The sequence below is a fragment of the Pseudoponticoccus marisrubri genome (assembly GCF_001482405.1).
Classification (GTDB): Bacteria; Pseudomonadota; Alphaproteobacteria; order Rhodobacterales; family Rhodobacteraceae; genus Pseudoponticoccus; species Pseudoponticoccus marisrubri.
Window position 1 is genome coordinate 150,357 of sequence record NZ_LPXO01000003.1, and the last position, 14,749, is coordinate 165,105.

Here is a 14,749-nt window from a genome sequence, read left to right on the forward strand (position 1 = left end):
CCCAACGCGTGCGGGCGTGGTGGAATGGTAGACACAAGCGACTTAAAATCGCTAGGGCCTGGCCCGTGCGGGTTCGACTCCCGCCGCCCGCACCAGATGGATGGGATGGATGCGGCTTGGTGCAGAACGCTAACTCTGTCTGTTAATCTATTGATTCAAAAAAGAAACGCCCGGCAGGGGTGCCGGGCGTTTGCTGTGGGTTGTTGCGGCGTGGCTATTGCCGGATGAACGCCCGGTTGCCAACGCCCATCTGGTTCACTACTGCATTGTTGTTCGATCCCATCTGTAGAAAGGCGGCCTCGTTGTCGTCTCCGAAAACGCTGAGCAGGATCGTGTTGAGGTCGCCGCCCTGCAGGCTCGCCATCACGTTTCGGTCGCCGGTGACGTCGGCCGTCATTATGTTGTCGAACCCGATCTGCTCGACGCGGCCGGTATCAAGCCCGAACACCTGCTTGGCAGGATCAAGCACGTTGGCTGTATTGTTTCCGTTACCGGTGACCGCGACATTGACGACGTTCGAGCCCTCCTGCGACACGCGCACGCTGTTCTCGTCACCGTCGAAAGAGATCTCGGCCAGATTGTCGCCACCCATGCCCGAGGTAAAGGTCTGGTTTGCGATGATCGTGTTCCGGTTGCCTTCCAGCGTCACGAAGGCATCATTCGTGCCCGTCTGATCGATCGAGACGTCATTGTCGTCCGAGAAATTGAGCACCGTCACGTCGGCCAGATTGGTCCCCAGCTGGTCGATCCCGATGGAATTGCCGTCGCCGAGAATCGGCGACACGACGATGTCATTCTCGTCCCCGTCCTGCCTGAGGCCCAATTCGTTCTGGTTGCCGAGAACCGACAGGAACCCGACAGAGTTGAAACGGCCGCCCTGGTCGATTGCAAAGGCGTTGTCATCGCCGGAAATCAGAAGGTCAATGAAGTTGCCGTTTCCGCGGGGATCAGATGCACCTGCTCGTTGAATCAGAGTGCTGCTTTCCAACAAAGGAAGTGCCGCGGGTCCGCCAAGAACATAGCGTCCATTCCGGTCTCCGGACAGGACAACGGTGATGGAATTGGGTTCGTTCCGAACTGTCGTGAACGAATATTGCCGCGCCTTTTCAATGTAGTTGTCCGCACCCGACATCGTCAGAGACATCAGGTTGGGAGCTTGGCCGCCGGCCTGGAATTGAACGATGTAGTCGATGACATTTCGGTCGCCGCCGGACTGTTCGACCAGCAGGTCATTGGCGCCGTTCGGAACGGTACCGGCCGATTGCTGCTCGACCGACCCCACCCGGTTCTCGTCCGAGAACTGAAAGATGTCGATATTGTTGAAAACGGTTTGCGTTGTGGATTGCCCGTTCTGGAAAAGGCCCGGGGACAGCGCGCCGATGGAGTTGTCATCGCCGTTCTGTTCGATGGTCAACTGGTTGAAGAACCCGTCCTGCACCATGTCCAGCCCGTCGGGACCAGCCACGTTGTTGGCGCCGGATTGGGTGATGCCGGCAGTGTTGTCGGATCCGAACTGTTCGATATTGACCAGGTTGTCGCTCACGCCTTGGGCGCCGGCGGCGCCGGCGCCCAGCACGAGCGAAACGGTGATCCAGAGTGTTGATGTCCTCATGTCGGTCTCGCGCGTGGGGAGTCAGGAAGCCGGCCCGCCCGTCCGGGGCGGGCCGGATCGGTCGAACTTACTGAACCACGCCGAGCGCGTTGAACGAGCCGGTCTGCGTGAAGGTCGTGCTGTTCGAGGGGCCGAACTGGACCACGGCAGCCATGTTCGTGAAGCCTGTCTGCGCGCCGTCGATCATGTTGCCATTGCCGACCTGGGCAAAGGCGAACACGTTCCGGTCGCCATCGACATCGTGCATGATGTCGTTGTCATTGCCCAGTTGGATCGACAGGCCGCGGGGCAGGAGGCCGCCGGTGGCGTCAAGCGCGGTCTGCGTGTCGGCAAAGGTCGGGTCGTTGAAGGTCCGGCCCTCGCCGTTCTGCCGGCCGATCACGTTGATGGTCTGGCTGTTGTCCACACCGATCTGGCCGATCCCGAACTCGTTGGCACCGCCATCGACGGTCAGCGAGGCCGTGTTGTCATTGCCCAGCTGCAGAACACCCACATCGTTGAAGTTGCCCAGGATCTCCGACACGGCAAGATCGTTGTCGATGCCGGTCTGGACAACGCCCAGCTTGTTCGTGTTGCCGTCGATGATGATGCTGTCGGCCGAGTTGCCTGCGCCGTCCTGGTTCAGGCCGATCAGGTTCCAGTTGCCGTCGATGTCGATATCGGCCGAGTTGCCCTCACCCAGTTGCCGGATCTGATTGACAGTGGCGCCACTGAGATCCGAGAAGGTTGCCATCGCCAGAGCCGGTGCACCGACACCGGGCAGATCGCGTTCGCGGCCGTTCTCGTCCCCGGTGACAACCATGGTCAGGCTGTTGTTGCCGCCGATCTGATCGATCGTGTCGAAGAAGTTGTCATTGCCGCTCTGCTGGATATCGGCATCGTTGCCGCGGCGCAGCGGGAAGGTCCGGTTTTGGGTCACCGCGTTCAGGATGTTTCCGTCGCCGCCATCCTGCAGGATGGTCAGCGTGTTGCCGGATTGGGGTCCGAAAAAGGGAACCGTGCCGCCGGTGCGCTGGAACACCTCGCCCACCACGTTGTCACTGGTGCTCTGCGTGATGTCGGCCGTGTTCGAGCGCGAGCTGCTGTTGACGTTCAGCTGTTCGAACCCGGCGCCCTGGGTGCCGACCTCGTTGTTGTCGCCGATCTGTTCGACATCCAACTCGTTGTGGTCGCCATTCTGGAGACCAGGGAGGCCGGCCAGGCCGAAGGTGTTGCCCATGCCCGAGGACTGCAGGATGAGCGAGGTGTTGTCGTCGCCGGTCTGGGTCAGGAAGGCGTCGTTGTCATCGGCCATGGCCGACGAGGCACAGACCAGAAGGGCAGGGCAGACGACGGTGGAGAGCAGGTGTTTGCGGATCATTGGTTCAGGTCCCGAATGAAAAAATGCAGAATGAGGCGGCCAATCCTGTCAGCCGCGCATGGTTATCAATGATGGTTTGCGTCATGCCGGGCCGCCCGAAAGCGGCCCGGCCACGGCAGGCTTACTGCGAGATGCCCGCGTTGTTGCCGTTGCCGATCTGGCTGAACGTGGCGTTGTTCGAGTCTCCCAGCTGCGCCACGGCGAACTGGTTGCTGTTGCCGGTCACGGTGGCGTCGATGGTGTTGAAGTCGCCGACCTGGTTGGACGCGAAGAGGTTGTTGTCGCCGGTGATCACGGCGTCGAACAGGTTGTCCGTGCCGTTCTGGATGATCACGCCGCCGGTCAGACCAATCGATTCCGCGTCGCTGCCCGTCATCCAGGGGCCGGTGCCGTTGAAGTCCCCGGTGATGTTCAGCACGACGCCGAAGCTGCCCGAGTTGTTCCCGGTCTGGCGGATGTCGGCAAAGTTGTCGTCGCCGTCCACGTCCACATCGGCCGCGTTCGTGCCGAACTGGTCGACGCCGATCGCGTTGCGGTCGCTGCCATTGGTCAGCGCGATGTCGGCCATGTTCATGGTGCCGTCCTGGATCACGCCGATGTCGTTGTCGTCACCCACGATGGGCGCGATAGTGATCGTGTTGTCAGTGCCGTCCTGGTAGCCCGCGGTCTCGTTGCCATTGCCGGTGATGGTGACCATTCCGACCGAGTTCCCGGTGCCGTCCTGGTAGAAGCCGAACAGGTTGGCATTGCCGACCGCCAAGTAATCGACATCGTTGTCGCCACCGATCTGGGTAACGGTGCCTTGGATTACGCCCGTGCCTTCGGCGAAGCTGCCGGCGGTGAAGGTGCCTTGCCCGTTCTTCTTGCCCTCCTGACGCACCAAGGCTGTGTTGCCAAGCGTCGCACCAGTCGAATCCTGCAGGATCGATCTGACAATGTTCCCGTCGTTTACACCGACCGGGTCGACCTGGAGTTGGTCAACGTCCGCAAGGTTGTCTGCACCAAGCTGAGTCACTTCGAGGATCACGTTCCGCTCACCGGATTGCAGGAGGTCGGCCGTGTTGCCCGTGCCCTCTTGGTAGACCCCACCAGTGACCCGTGCTCGACGGTCGTTAAGGTTACCTCCGACACCAGGTCCGATTGCGTTCGAACCAAAGCCGCCCGGCCCGCCGTTGGTGCTGCGGTCCTGGCTGATGGTTACGCTGTTGGTCTCTGTTGCTGAGGCGCCGGTACCGGTGTTGATCTGGATGACCCGCGAAACCACGTTGCCCCACTTGGTAGTGTTGCCGTTGGGGAAGTTCGCATTGCTCGCTTCTTGCAGGATAGTCAGTGAGTTCTGCGTTTCTGTCGCACCGGAAACACCCGTTTGCTGCACGATGTTGACGTAGTTTTTGTGCGACGACTGCGTGATGTCCAAGGCATTTCGGTCGCCGATTTGATCGACCCCCGGTGCGCCGGCCTTGTCGGTCGTGCCGATGCGATTGTCGTCGCCAGACTGATCGATGTCGATCTCGTTGTTGTCGCCGTTTTGCGTCATGACGCGGGTGGCAGCACTGCTCCCTGCATCGTTCCTGTCGCCGCTTTGCGTGATCAGGGCGGTGTTGTTGTCACCGAGCTGGTCCAGGTAGGCGTCGTTGTCATCGGCCCAGGCCGCGCCGCCGGCGGCGATCAGAGCGATTGCCGACACTGCGATGTAATTGGTTCTCTTCATGAGTCTTTCCTCTCGCTTAAAGACGTTGGTCCGTCGCGGACGCGACGTTGTGAAACCCGTGGTTCGAAACTGCTCTGCCAGGGTTGATCCCCCGGCTATCCTCGTTTGCCGCCGCAGCATGGGATGCAGCCATCCCGCTGCTCCATTTCTTGGTTAACCGGCGGTTTTTATTGAATTGGATGTGCCTGACTGCCGAAATGCACGCATGCGGCAATGCAGAATCATCTTTGAGTTGATTAGACTGTTTTTTTTTCCCGGATCGAAAGCCGTATTGTCTGCGGTTTTCACCAGGTTCGAAGATCGCCTCATCAAGAGACTGGCGGCGCGTTGAGACAAGGCCGCCTCGGTCGCATTGGCGGGCCTCACGACACACCATAACCATGAAAATTTCAGCCGAATTTTTCACTTGCGCACCATTTAGTCCAAACAGATGACAAATCTTCTCCGCCCGGCCCAAAAGGCCGGTGCAACGTTCTTTTACTCGTGCCGAAACTCCCCCTTCGACATGCAGCAGGTCGGCGAAAAACCGCGACCGAGAACAATATGGCGAGACCGTGGCAGAGGGATCAAGGAAAAACGGAATGTCGTCTCGAATCTAACAAAATTAACGGACAATTAACGTCGAAATCCGATGTGTTGATCCCGCAATGGCAACAGTCTTGAGGGAATATCCTTGGGAACGTCCCGTTAAGGTTGTTTTTACCCATTTCGGGGGAATCGCGGTGGCTTTGGCGCAACTGGTTCTTGCGAAACCGGTCCCCCCTGCGCGCTCCGGGTTGCCCAACACCTGTCGCGTCGCGTAAGGGATGTCGTCAAAGCGGGTGCGCCCGTCCATTCATGAGTGCGAAACGAGGACCGTATGTCTTTTTTCCGAACCCCGCTTGTCGTTCTGGTCGCCTGGGCCACGACCGCTGGCGCGCAGGACCTGGTGTACACGCCCGTGAACCCGTCCTTCGGGGGCAATCCGTTGAATTCGAACCACCTGCTGAGCATTGCCAATGCGCAGCGCGAGGCGACAGCCCGCGATGCCGATGATGACAGCGGTGGATTCGGACGCAGCACCGGGGGTGCAACGGGCACGGACAATGTCGATCTCTTCGTGCGCCAGCTTGAAGGGCGGCTTCTGTCGGCTCTGGCGGGGCAGGTGACGGATGCAATCTTCGGCGACAATCCGCAGGACAGCGGCACGGTGGTGTTCGGCACGACAACCGTTGAATTCACGCGGTCGATCGGCGAAATCAGGCTGACGATTGCAGATTCGCTGGACGGCACGGTCACCGAGATCGTCGTCCCGCAGCTTATTGTGAACTGAGACAGCTTGGTGACCCGCAGGGCAAGCGGGATTTGGAGGGTATCGAGCGTGAAAGCCAGAACGAAGACGATGGGCCTGGCGCTGATGGCGACCATGGCGCTGGCCGGGTGCGACACCTCGCTGCGGGACGCCTATGAGAGCAAGTATGCGGCGAGCGTGGGCATGATGACTGCGCAGAACCGCGCCCTGCGCAGCATTCCGCTGCCGCATGAGCGGGTGACCGTGGCCGTCTACGGCTTGCCGGACCTGACAGGCCAGTACAAGGAAGACGATACCGGTCAGAACCTGTCGCGGGCCGTCACCCAAGCCGGTGCCGCCGTCCTGATCAAGGCCCTGCAGGACGCGGGCGAACGCCGCTGGTTCTCGGTGCTGGATCGTTCGAACCTGGACAACATCCTGCGCGAGCGGCAGATCGTGACCGAAATGCGGCGCATCTACCGCAATGAAAGCCAGATCGATCCCAAGGTTCTGGGACCGCTCGATCATTCGGGCATCCTGATCGAGGGCGAGATCACCGGCTACGACACGAACACCATGACCGGTGGTCTCGGGGCACGGTACCTCGGGATCGGTGGTCATCGCCGTTGGAAGCTGGACACCGTGACGGTCAGCCTGCGCGCCGTTTCGGCCACGACGAGCGAGGTTCTCGCAAGCGTCGTGGTGCGCAAGCCCATCGCGTCCTATGCGACCCAAGGCAATGTCTTTACGTATATCGCGCTCGATGAACTGGTCGAGGCAGAAGCCGGCTATGCGATGAACGAGCCGAAGCAGATCGCGGTGGAACAGGCGGTCGAGAAGGCGGTCATGGCACTGGTTGCCGAGGGTGCGATGGCCGGCCTGTGGAAGTTCAAGGATCATGCGGCCGGCCAGCATTACATGGCCAGTTACACGGCGCAAAAATTCGACGGAGACGTGCCGCATCGTGCGCTGCGTCCCAAGGCGCCCAACACGCGCAACACGGCCATCCCAGCCACGGTGCCGCACCGGCCGGTCGCGCGTCCTGCCACCGTTCGCCGGGTGAGCGAGCGTCGCGTGGCGCCGGTTCGGACCCCGTCGACCTCGGCGCCCGTCAGAACCGCGCCCGCACAGCGGCCGACTGCTCCACCTGACAACCCCGATTCCGATGAAGTGGTCGGCTGAGGCACGCTGACGTGCCGCGGCCGACTGCTCCACCTGACAACCCCGATTCCGATGAAGTGGTCGGCTGAGGCACGCTGACGTGCCGTCATCTTAACACAATCTCTGCGAATTCCTGCTCCAATCTTCGTGCAACCTGACGTAGTAAATGCGCAGTCCACGAAGATGGAGGCAGGAGATGAGCAAGTACTTCCTTGGAATGATCGGGGTATTGGCATTCGCCACGCAGGTGCATGCCCAACCGCCCCAAGGCCCCGAGCTTGACAACACGTTGCGGCTGGTTGTGACGGGAGAGAACAACCAGATCGAAATCGTCCAGACGGAACAGTCCGGCCATCAGGCCGATATCGAGATCTCTGGGACGAATAACGGGCGCGGGCTCACAGGCGCATGGCATCGCGATTTCCAACCGATGTTGCAGGCTGAACGCCTCCTTCCGGGCACATTGATACAGTCCGGTCTATCCCAGACAGCGCAAGTGCGAATTGGAGGACAGGACAACCTTTTCGCTGCGCATCAATCCGGCCAGTCCAACCGTCTAACTGCGACTATCCAAGGGAGGTTGAACAACGCCGCGGTGATCCAGGCCGGTACCGGGAATACTGCATCTTTCAGCCAGACCGGACAACGAAACAGCTTGTCGATTCGGCAATCCTCGTGGTAATTTCCGCATGAGGTGATCTTATGTCAAAATTTCTGTTTTCTATTCCTGTAGTCGCTGCATGCGGCTTCGCTTCCGCGGCAATGGCGCAGGACAATACCGTCTATCTTCTTCAGGACAACCGAGCGGCCGAAAGCCAAGGCAATGTTCTGACGATCGATCAGTCGGGTGCGAGCAATGCGTTGCTGGCCGGGGATGAACTGGGTACGGCGCCCGCCATCCAAGTGGGAGACGACAATTCGGCCGAGATCACGGCCGAGGGTGAAAACGTCTCGGTTCTTTTCGCGCAGGGTGCGCCGAACAACCCGGCATTCGGGAATTCCGCGACGATCGGCCTGGATGGCACGAACCTCGTGGCGTCGCTCGAGCAGTTGGGTGAGGGGAATCAGGGATCAGTTTTCGTGACCGGTCTCAACAACAGCGGCACGTTGCTTCAGGACGGGATCGGGAATGAAGGTACGCTCTCCGTGGATGGTGTGTCCAATACCGGAACGCTAATCCAGACCGGCAATCGCAACGTGATGAACCTTGCGGTCGACGGCACGAACACGAACGTCACCTACGAAATTGTCGGCAGCGATTTTCAGCCGGTGAACAGCGGACCTGTCGTTTTCTCGAATGCCGGTACGGTATCGATAACCCAAACAGGGCCAACACGGTGATGCGGCGGCGCGCAGGCGCCGTCCTGGGCGCCTGCCTGTCCCTCCTGACCCCGGCGTCTCCCGTGACTGCAGATCCTTTGACGCCGGTTCCGCTGATCTTCATGACCCCCTCCGATACCGGCCTGTCGATTCGTGCCGGCGTAGCCGGCGAACCCGGACGTGAGGTCGAGGGCCGACTTTCAATCTCCCGCAAGAGCAATGGCAACTCAATGGCAACGACCCAGAGCCGTACAGTCGTGCTGCCGGAGGAGGGAGAGGCTTTCTTTGGCAGGGTCGATCTGAACCTCGGACCGCAGGCCGTCCTTGTGGCCGAGCTGACGCTGCTGGAAAATGGCCGTGAATTGGGCCGCGCGACGCTGGACATCGATCTCCAGCCCGGCGGCCAGGACTGAACACGAAGAGGACTGCATGACTTCACACCGTCTGCTGGGCGCCGTTTTGGCTGTCTCGACCTTCATGACCGGCGGCGCGTCCGCGCAGGATCGCGAGCAGATCATCGCCGCATTCTCCGGACAGTGGTACAGTTTCGAACCGGACTATGCCGATGCCGGCACATGTGCCATGGAACTCACGGATCGGGTCTCGAATACGCCCGAGATCTACCAGGCGAATGTCGAGAACTGCAGTGCACCGCTGAACACTATTTCGGGTTGGAGCATTGTCGGCGGTCAGATTCGGCTGTCCGGCGGTGCCGAAGCCACTCCGGTTGCCGCGCTTGGCGGGAACCAGTTCCGCATCTCCGGGGACGTTGCCGATAGCGATCGGTCACTTGTGCTCGAACGCGCGGCGGGTGACGAAAACAGCCGCCAGATCCGCGAGGCGATCTCGACCTACCGTTGCATCTATCGCGGCTTCACCGATGAATGCGCCAGCCCGGAAGAACTCAGGGCGCCGCGCGACGCGCAGAGCGGCACTCTGCTCATTCGAACCTTGGTCAACCTTAACATACGCAACCAGCCCCGCGCGGATGCGCCGGTTCTCGGCGTGGCACCCAAGGATACCGCGATTGCGGTGGATGAGTGCCTTGTGACGTCGGACGGCATGTGGTGCGAAGCGGTGATCGGTGACATGCGCGGATGGATCACGCGTACGACGATCCGGCAAGACAAGTGGCCGATCCTGACCTTCGTGCGCGCTGACAGCGAACAGGGCTGATCCGTCCTGACTGACCTATCGCAAGGGGCCGGCCCGCATGATGTGGGCCGGCCCCTTGTTCTGGGTCCGGTGACTGCAGGGCGTGACGTTGACCGCCGACCTGCACGATAGCCAACTACGTGCTGCGTTCGGCTCTAACGGCGCACAAGATGTGCAACTGTCCGGCATGACCTGAAAAACAAAACGGGCCCGGCGCGGTGCGCGGGCCCGTTGTTCGTCCATTGTGTCGATATGGCGTTACAGGCCCAGCTTGGCCGAGACGATCTGGTTCACCGCCTTGGGGTTGGCCTTGCCGCCGGTGGCCTTCATGACCTGGCCCACGAACCAGCCGGCCAGCTTGGGGTTCTGCTTGGCCTTCTCGACCTGCGCGGGGTTGGCGGCGATGATCTCGTCCACCGCGGTCTCGATGGCGCCGGTATCGGTGACCTGCTTCATGCCGCGCTCTTCGACGATCACCTCGGGGTCGCCGCCCTCGGTATAGACGATCTCGAACAGGTCCTTGGCGATCTTGCCCGAGATGGCGTCGGACTTGATCAGCCGGATGATGCCGGCCAGCTGCGCGGGCGTCACCGGGCTTTCGTCGATGCCGTGATCTTCCTTCTTGAGCCGGCCGAACAGCTCGTTGATGACCCAGTTCGCGGCCAGCTTGCCGTCGCCGGCCTCGCGTACCACGGATTCGAAATAGGCGGCGTTGACCGTCTCGGCGGTCAGCACGTTGGCATCGTATTCCGACAGGCCGAACTCGGTCACGAAACGGGCCTTCTTCTCGTCCGGCAGCTCGGGCAGGCTGGCGGCGATATCGTCCACCCAACCCTGCTCGATCTCGAGCGGCAGCAGGTCGGGGCAGGGGAAGTAGCGGTAGTCATGCGCCTCTTCCTTGGAGCGCATCGACCGCGTCTCGCCCTTGTCGGGGTCGTAGAGCCGGGTTTCCTGCACCACCGATCCACCGCCCTCGAGCAGGGCGATCTGGCGCCGCGCCTCGTAGTCGATCGCGGCCTGGATGAAGCGCATGGAGTTCATGTTCTTGATCTCGCAGCGCGTGCCCAGATGGCTGAAATCCTGCGTCTCCTGGTATTTCTCGTACTGGCCGGGCCGGCAGACCGAGACGTTCACATCCGCCCGCAGGTTGCCGTTCTGCATGTTGCCGTCGCAGGTGCAGAGGTAGCGCAGGATCTGGCGCAGCTTGGTGACATAGGCGGCGGCCTCTTCGGGGCCGCGGATGTCAGGGCGCGAGACGATCTCCATCAGCGCCACGCCGGTGCGGTTGAGATCGACGAAGGACATGGCCGGGTCCATGTCATGGATCGACTTGCCGGCATCTTGTTCGACATGGATGCGCTCGATCCGCACCAGCCGCGCGATGCCCGGCTCCATGTCGACGAGGATCTCGCCCTCGCCGACCAGCGGGTGGTAAAGCTGGCTGATCTGGTAGCCCTGCGGCAGGTCGGGGTAGAAATAGTTCTTGCGGTCGAAGGCGCTGACCAGGTTGATCTGCGCCTTGAGCCCCAGCCCGGTGCGCACCGCCTGTTCGATGCAGAACTCGTTGATCACCGGCAGCATGCCGGGCATGGCCGCGTCCACGAAAGAAACGTTGGAGTTGGGCTCGGCCCCGAAGCGCGTCGAGGCGCCCGAGAACAGCTTGGCCTGGCTGGCGACCTGGGCGTGTACCTCCATCCCGATCACCAGTTCCCAATCGTGCTTGGCGCCCGCGATCACCTTGGGCTTGGGGGGCTCGTAACTCAGATCCAGCATGGCCGCTCCTCGGGGTCAGACGTTGCGCCCGGGTCTACGCCAGCCGCCCGGCAGGGGCAAGGGCACGGCCGGGCTCAGGTGATGCGCGGCATCTCGATTCCCTCGGGCGTGAAGACCAGCCGCCGACCCACGTCCAGCGCCGGTGCGTAATAGGCCGCCAGCGACGAGATCGCCCGCGCCCGGCCGCGCCGCACGAGGTCATCCTCGGCGATGCCGCCGGGGTCGACGCAGTGGCGCGCGGGGGCGGTGGCCCAGACCACCGGGTGCAGCTCGCGCAGGTGATCCTGCGCGATCCAGGCAAAGCAGTGATGCAGTCGCTCATGCGTGCTGCCGCGCTGCGCGGGGCCGGCCAGCGTCAGCCCGCAGAAGGCGGCCATGCGGTTGGCCATGTGCTGGCCCGGCGCGCGGGCCAGGATGTCGTGCAGCCCCTCGACGAACAGCTCGGCATCCAGCCGGCGGAAGGCACCGGGATCGGCCTCCAGCGCGCCGATATAGACCCAAGCGTAGCCGCCCATGTTCCAGATGTCGCGGGTCAGCACCACGGCGCGGCGCGCCTCGCGGTCCAGCACCTCCCACGTGCCGAAGCGGCGCGGCAGCAGGTCCCGGCCCATCGAGACGAGGTGGTCTGGGCAGCCCGGGTCGAGTTCGAGCAGATCCTCGTAATCGTCGCAGACGCGCTGTGCGGGGGCCGGGTCGACGTCCAGCACGGCGCAGCGGATCATCGCCCAGAGCGGGCTGTGGCATTCGAACGGATCGAACCGGTCGACCAGCTGCGCGGCGGCCCTCATGTGCCGGTCATGCGCGTCGCGGCGCACCGGGGCCAGCCGGTGCAGATCGGCCGCCCCGCGCCAGGCCTGCGCCACGTCCACATGGGTGGCCGCCACCACGTAGCCGGTGGCCGGGCAGTCGGGCCGCTCTTCCAGATTGGCCTCAAGCGCGCCCAGCATGGTGTGCACCACGGCGGTGTCGTTGCGCGCCACGGCGCCCTCGACGGCGTGCATCACGTCCGAGCGCGCGCCAAGCGCCAGCAGGCTGGCGACGGGGGTCAGGCCCGGGGTCAGGCGGCGCTCCGCCTCGGCCTCGAGGATCATCTGCGCCATCTCCTCCCACGCCTCTTGTCGGCCCAGGAAACGCCCGCGCTCGGCCAGCGCGGTACGCCGCGCCACGTCGGGGGCAGGATCGCAGACGGGGATGTCGACCCGCGGGCGCAACGGGCGCACGGGCCGAGGCGGTGTATCCGCATCGGAGGAGGGTGGCGCGAATCGGTCGGACAATGAGGTCATGAGCAGGGGCAGCATCTACAATGAGTGAATGCGCCCTTTCTGCCCGCGAACCGTGTCCAAAAAGCGGCATGATCCGGGAAATGCCCGGGCGGAAAAAATCGCCGTATCCTAGGCACCTGCGCCCGATTCCGGGTGATTTGAGGCAAGAGGGTGGCAAGGATCCGCCGAGCGGAAAGCGCAACCCGTCCGGCGACATATTGAAAACCCGTGGCCGCTGGGGCACGTTCCGCCGCATGTTGCGTGTAGCTGCCATTTTCACGCTCATCGCCAGTCAGACGCTTGCCAACCCGGCACCCAATCCGGTCGATCCGGTGGGGGCCGAGCCGGTCGTGTCCGAGCTCGCGGTAGCGAAATCCCTGCGTCCCGTCGCGCGGGACATCTCGATTCCCGAAGCCCGATGGGAGAATTCCCACGGCAAGGCCCGCTGGACGCTCGCCATCCTTTCAAGCCTGCGCAGCCATGCCAGCGTGCTGCCCGAGATCGTGCCCGAGGACATCCGCGCCTATTGCCCAGCCTACGAACAAGCTTCGCGCAAGCAGCGCGAGGCGTTCTGGGTGGGGCTGATCTCGTCCCTGGCCTGGCATGAAAGCACCCATCGCCCGCACGCGGTGGGCGGCGGCGGGCTGTGGTACGGGCTGACCCAGATCCTGCCGGCCACGGCGCGGGGCTATGGCTGCAAGGCGCGCAGCGGCGCGGCGCTGAAGGACCCGGTCGACAATCTCTCCTGCGCGCTGCGCATCATGGCGGTGACCGTGCCGCGCGACATGGTGATCAGCCGCGGCATGCGCGGCGTGGCCGCCGATTGGGGCCCGTTCCATTCCAGCCGCAAGCGCGAGGATATCCGCTCCTGGGTGCGCAACCAGCCCTACTGCACCGGGCTGGCCCGCTCGCTGCGGCCCAAGGCGCGGCCCGACGACCTGATGGACCGCCAGCCCGGCCTCTGGGCCGAGGCCGATCCCACGCCGGTCCGTCCGCGCGCCCGGCCGACCCGCTGGGCCCCGATCGTGGCGACGAAATCCTCGGAATGACACGCGTTTGACGCCCCGCGCTGCGGGGCGTTTCACTTCGTCATCTGCGGGAAAAGGGTGGCCGTCAGGCCTTGAGCCAGCTTGGCCGCCGCGTGGCATCCACCAGAGACACGGCCGGCGATTTGGGCCCGCCCAGAGCCAGCGTCGCCTTGCGCAGCATCTCGATCCCGTCCTCGGACTTGGCGGGCAGCGCCTTGGGCGAGATCGCCTCGCCCAGCGTGACGCGATAGGGCTGGCGCGCCTTGTTCAGCGTCTCGTGGAACAGGGTGATGTCGCGCAGCGTCGGGTGCAGCAGGTCGAACAGGTAGAACACGGCCGAGTTGCGCGCGCGGATATTGACCGGAATCACCGGCAGGTCGAACTTGCGCGCGATCATCGCCGCCGAGGCCATCCAGGGCCGTTCATGCAGCGACAAGCCGCGCCGCTTGGCCAGGCGACCGGCGGGGAAGATCACGCCCAGCCGACCCTCTTCCACGGCGCGGCGGGTATAGGCCATGGTCTCGCGCGTCTTGGCATGGCTGCGCTTCTCCAGCCGCCATTCCACCGGGGCGATCATGCTCTCGAATTGCGGCAGCACGCGCAGGATGTCGTGATTGGCGAAATAATAGGCATCGGGCCGGACCGCGCGCAGCACGTGGTGCAGGATGATCCCGTCGGCGATCCCGGTCGGGTGATTGGCCACGACCAGCGCCGGGCCGTGATGGGGCAGGTGGCTGAGGCCCGAGACCTCGACATCGCGGGCCAGAAGCTCGCCCATCACCTGCATGACCTGGTCGGCCGGCATGTCCTTGACCGTGGCCCCGATGGCAAGCGTCTTCTCGTAGCCCAGCACGGCGTTGAGCAGCGAACGGGCGGCGCCGACCCCGGGGCGGTTGGAAAACAGCCAGGGCGCGCGCTCTTCGATCAAGGGGTCGATGCGGTCTTTCATTGGTCAGCCCAGATCACAGTTTGTTGTCATTCGCGTGACAGACCCGCCGCCACCCATCACATCTTATATCACGAGCGGCGTGAGCGCACGTCAACCCCGCCATGTTTCGGCGGTCGACCGCGCAGGACCGTTGGTTGCCCGGGTAATC

At 63.1% G+C, this 14,749-nt stretch carries 13 protein-coding genes and 1 tRNA gene; 8 read left to right on the forward strand and 6 right to left on the reverse strand.

Features of this window, described 5'->3' with window-relative positions:
• Positions 1–10: 10 nt before the first annotated feature.
• Positions 11–95: transfer RNA gene (locus tag AVJ23_RS06775), tRNA-Leu, on the forward strand.
• 119 nt (positions 96–214) lie between these two features.
• Here the strand turns inward: AVJ23_RS06775 and AVJ23_RS06780 are convergent.
• The 3 genes from AVJ23_RS06780 to AVJ23_RS06790 form a co-directional block, all read right to left on the reverse strand.
• On the reverse strand, positions 215–1,576 hold the full coding sequence (locus AVJ23_RS06780) for a hypothetical protein (RefSeq protein WP_058861409.1): 1,362 nt from the start codon (positions 1,574–1,576) through the stop codon (positions 215–217).
• A gap of 103 nt (positions 1,577–1,679) precedes the next feature.
• Positions 1,680–2,972 carry a hypothetical protein gene (locus AVJ23_RS06785; RefSeq protein WP_058861410.1) on the reverse strand — a complete coding sequence of 431 codons (1,293 nt, stop codon included), beginning with the start codon at positions 2,970–2,972 and terminating at the stop codon, positions 1,680–1,682.
• 121 nt (positions 2,973–3,093) lie between these two features.
• Positions 3,094–4,683, reverse strand: a complete 1,590-nt coding sequence (locus AVJ23_RS06790; protein WP_058861411.1) for a hypothetical protein — start codon at positions 4,681–4,683, stop codon at positions 3,094–3,096.
• 859 nt (positions 4,684–5,542) lie between these two features.
• Between AVJ23_RS06790 and AVJ23_RS06795 the strand changes: the two genes are divergently transcribed.
• The 6 genes from AVJ23_RS06795 to AVJ23_RS06820 all read left to right on the forward strand — a co-directional run bounded on the left by AVJ23_RS06795 (position 5,543) and on the right by AVJ23_RS06820 (position 9,610).
• The gene (locus AVJ23_RS06795; RefSeq protein WP_058861412.1) at positions 5,543–5,995 is read left to right on the forward strand and encodes a curli assembly protein CsgF; all 453 of its coding nucleotides are present in this window, start codon (positions 5,543–5,545) and stop codon (positions 5,993–5,995) included.
• A 69-nt stretch (positions 5,996–6,064) separates the two neighbouring features.
• A complete protein-coding gene (locus AVJ23_RS06800) occupies positions 6,065–7,135 on the forward strand; it encodes a CsgG/HfaB family protein (RefSeq protein ID WP_058861413.1) in 1,071 nt (356 codons plus the stop codon).
• Between the two features lie 175 nt (positions 7,136–7,310).
• Entirely contained in the window at positions 7,311–7,796 is a 486-nt protein-coding gene (locus AVJ23_RS06805; protein ID WP_058861414.1) for a hypothetical protein, read from the forward strand.
• Between the two features lie 20 nt (positions 7,797–7,816).
• Complete coding sequence (locus AVJ23_RS06810; protein ID WP_058861415.1) at positions 7,817–8,455, forward strand: hypothetical protein; 639 nt, start codon at positions 7,817–7,819, stop codon at positions 8,453–8,455.
• Between the two features lie 101 nt (positions 8,456–8,556).
• Positions 8,557–8,847 (forward strand): curli-like amyloid fiber formation chaperone CsgH, encoded by a 291-nt coding sequence (gene csgH / locus AVJ23_RS06815; RefSeq protein WP_157772634.1) that lies wholly within the window; start codon positions 8,557–8,559, stop codon positions 8,845–8,847.
• 16 nt (positions 8,848–8,863) lie between these two features.
• A complete protein-coding gene (locus AVJ23_RS06820; protein WP_058861417.1) occupies positions 8,864–9,610 on the forward strand; it encodes an SH3 domain-containing protein in 747 nt (248 codons plus the stop codon).
• 237 nt (positions 9,611–9,847) lie between these two features.
• Here AVJ23_RS06820 and gatB read toward each other — a convergent pair whose 3' ends face one another.
• Both gatB and AVJ23_RS06830 read right to left on the reverse strand, forming a co-directional pair.
• Positions 9,848–11,362 carry an Asp-tRNA(Asn)/Glu-tRNA(Gln) amidotransferase subunit GatB gene (gene gatB, locus AVJ23_RS06825; protein WP_058861418.1) on the reverse strand — a complete coding sequence of 505 codons (1,515 nt, stop codon included), beginning with the start codon at positions 11,360–11,362 and terminating at the stop codon, positions 9,848–9,850.
• A 74-nt stretch (positions 11,363–11,436) separates the two neighbouring features.
• Positions 11,437–12,582, reverse strand: coding sequence for a hypothetical protein (locus tag AVJ23_RS06830; protein WP_157772635.1), 1,146 nt, complete (start codon positions 12,580–12,582; stop codon positions 11,437–11,439).
• Positions 12,583–12,878: 296 nt separating this feature from the next.
• Here AVJ23_RS06830 and AVJ23_RS06835 point away from each other — a divergent pair, with 296 nt between their 5' ends.
• Entirely contained in the window at positions 12,879–13,673 is a 795-nt protein-coding gene (locus tag AVJ23_RS06835) for a lytic transglycosylase domain-containing protein (RefSeq protein WP_084794347.1), read from the forward strand.
• A 64-nt stretch (positions 13,674–13,737) separates the two neighbouring features.
• Here the strand turns inward: AVJ23_RS06835 and AVJ23_RS06840 are convergent, their stop codons facing one another.
• A complete protein-coding gene (locus AVJ23_RS06840) occupies positions 13,738–14,601 on the reverse strand; it encodes a 1-acyl-sn-glycerol-3-phosphate acyltransferase (RefSeq protein WP_058861419.1) in 864 nt (287 codons plus the stop codon).
• Positions 14,602–14,749 lie beyond the last annotated feature (148 nt).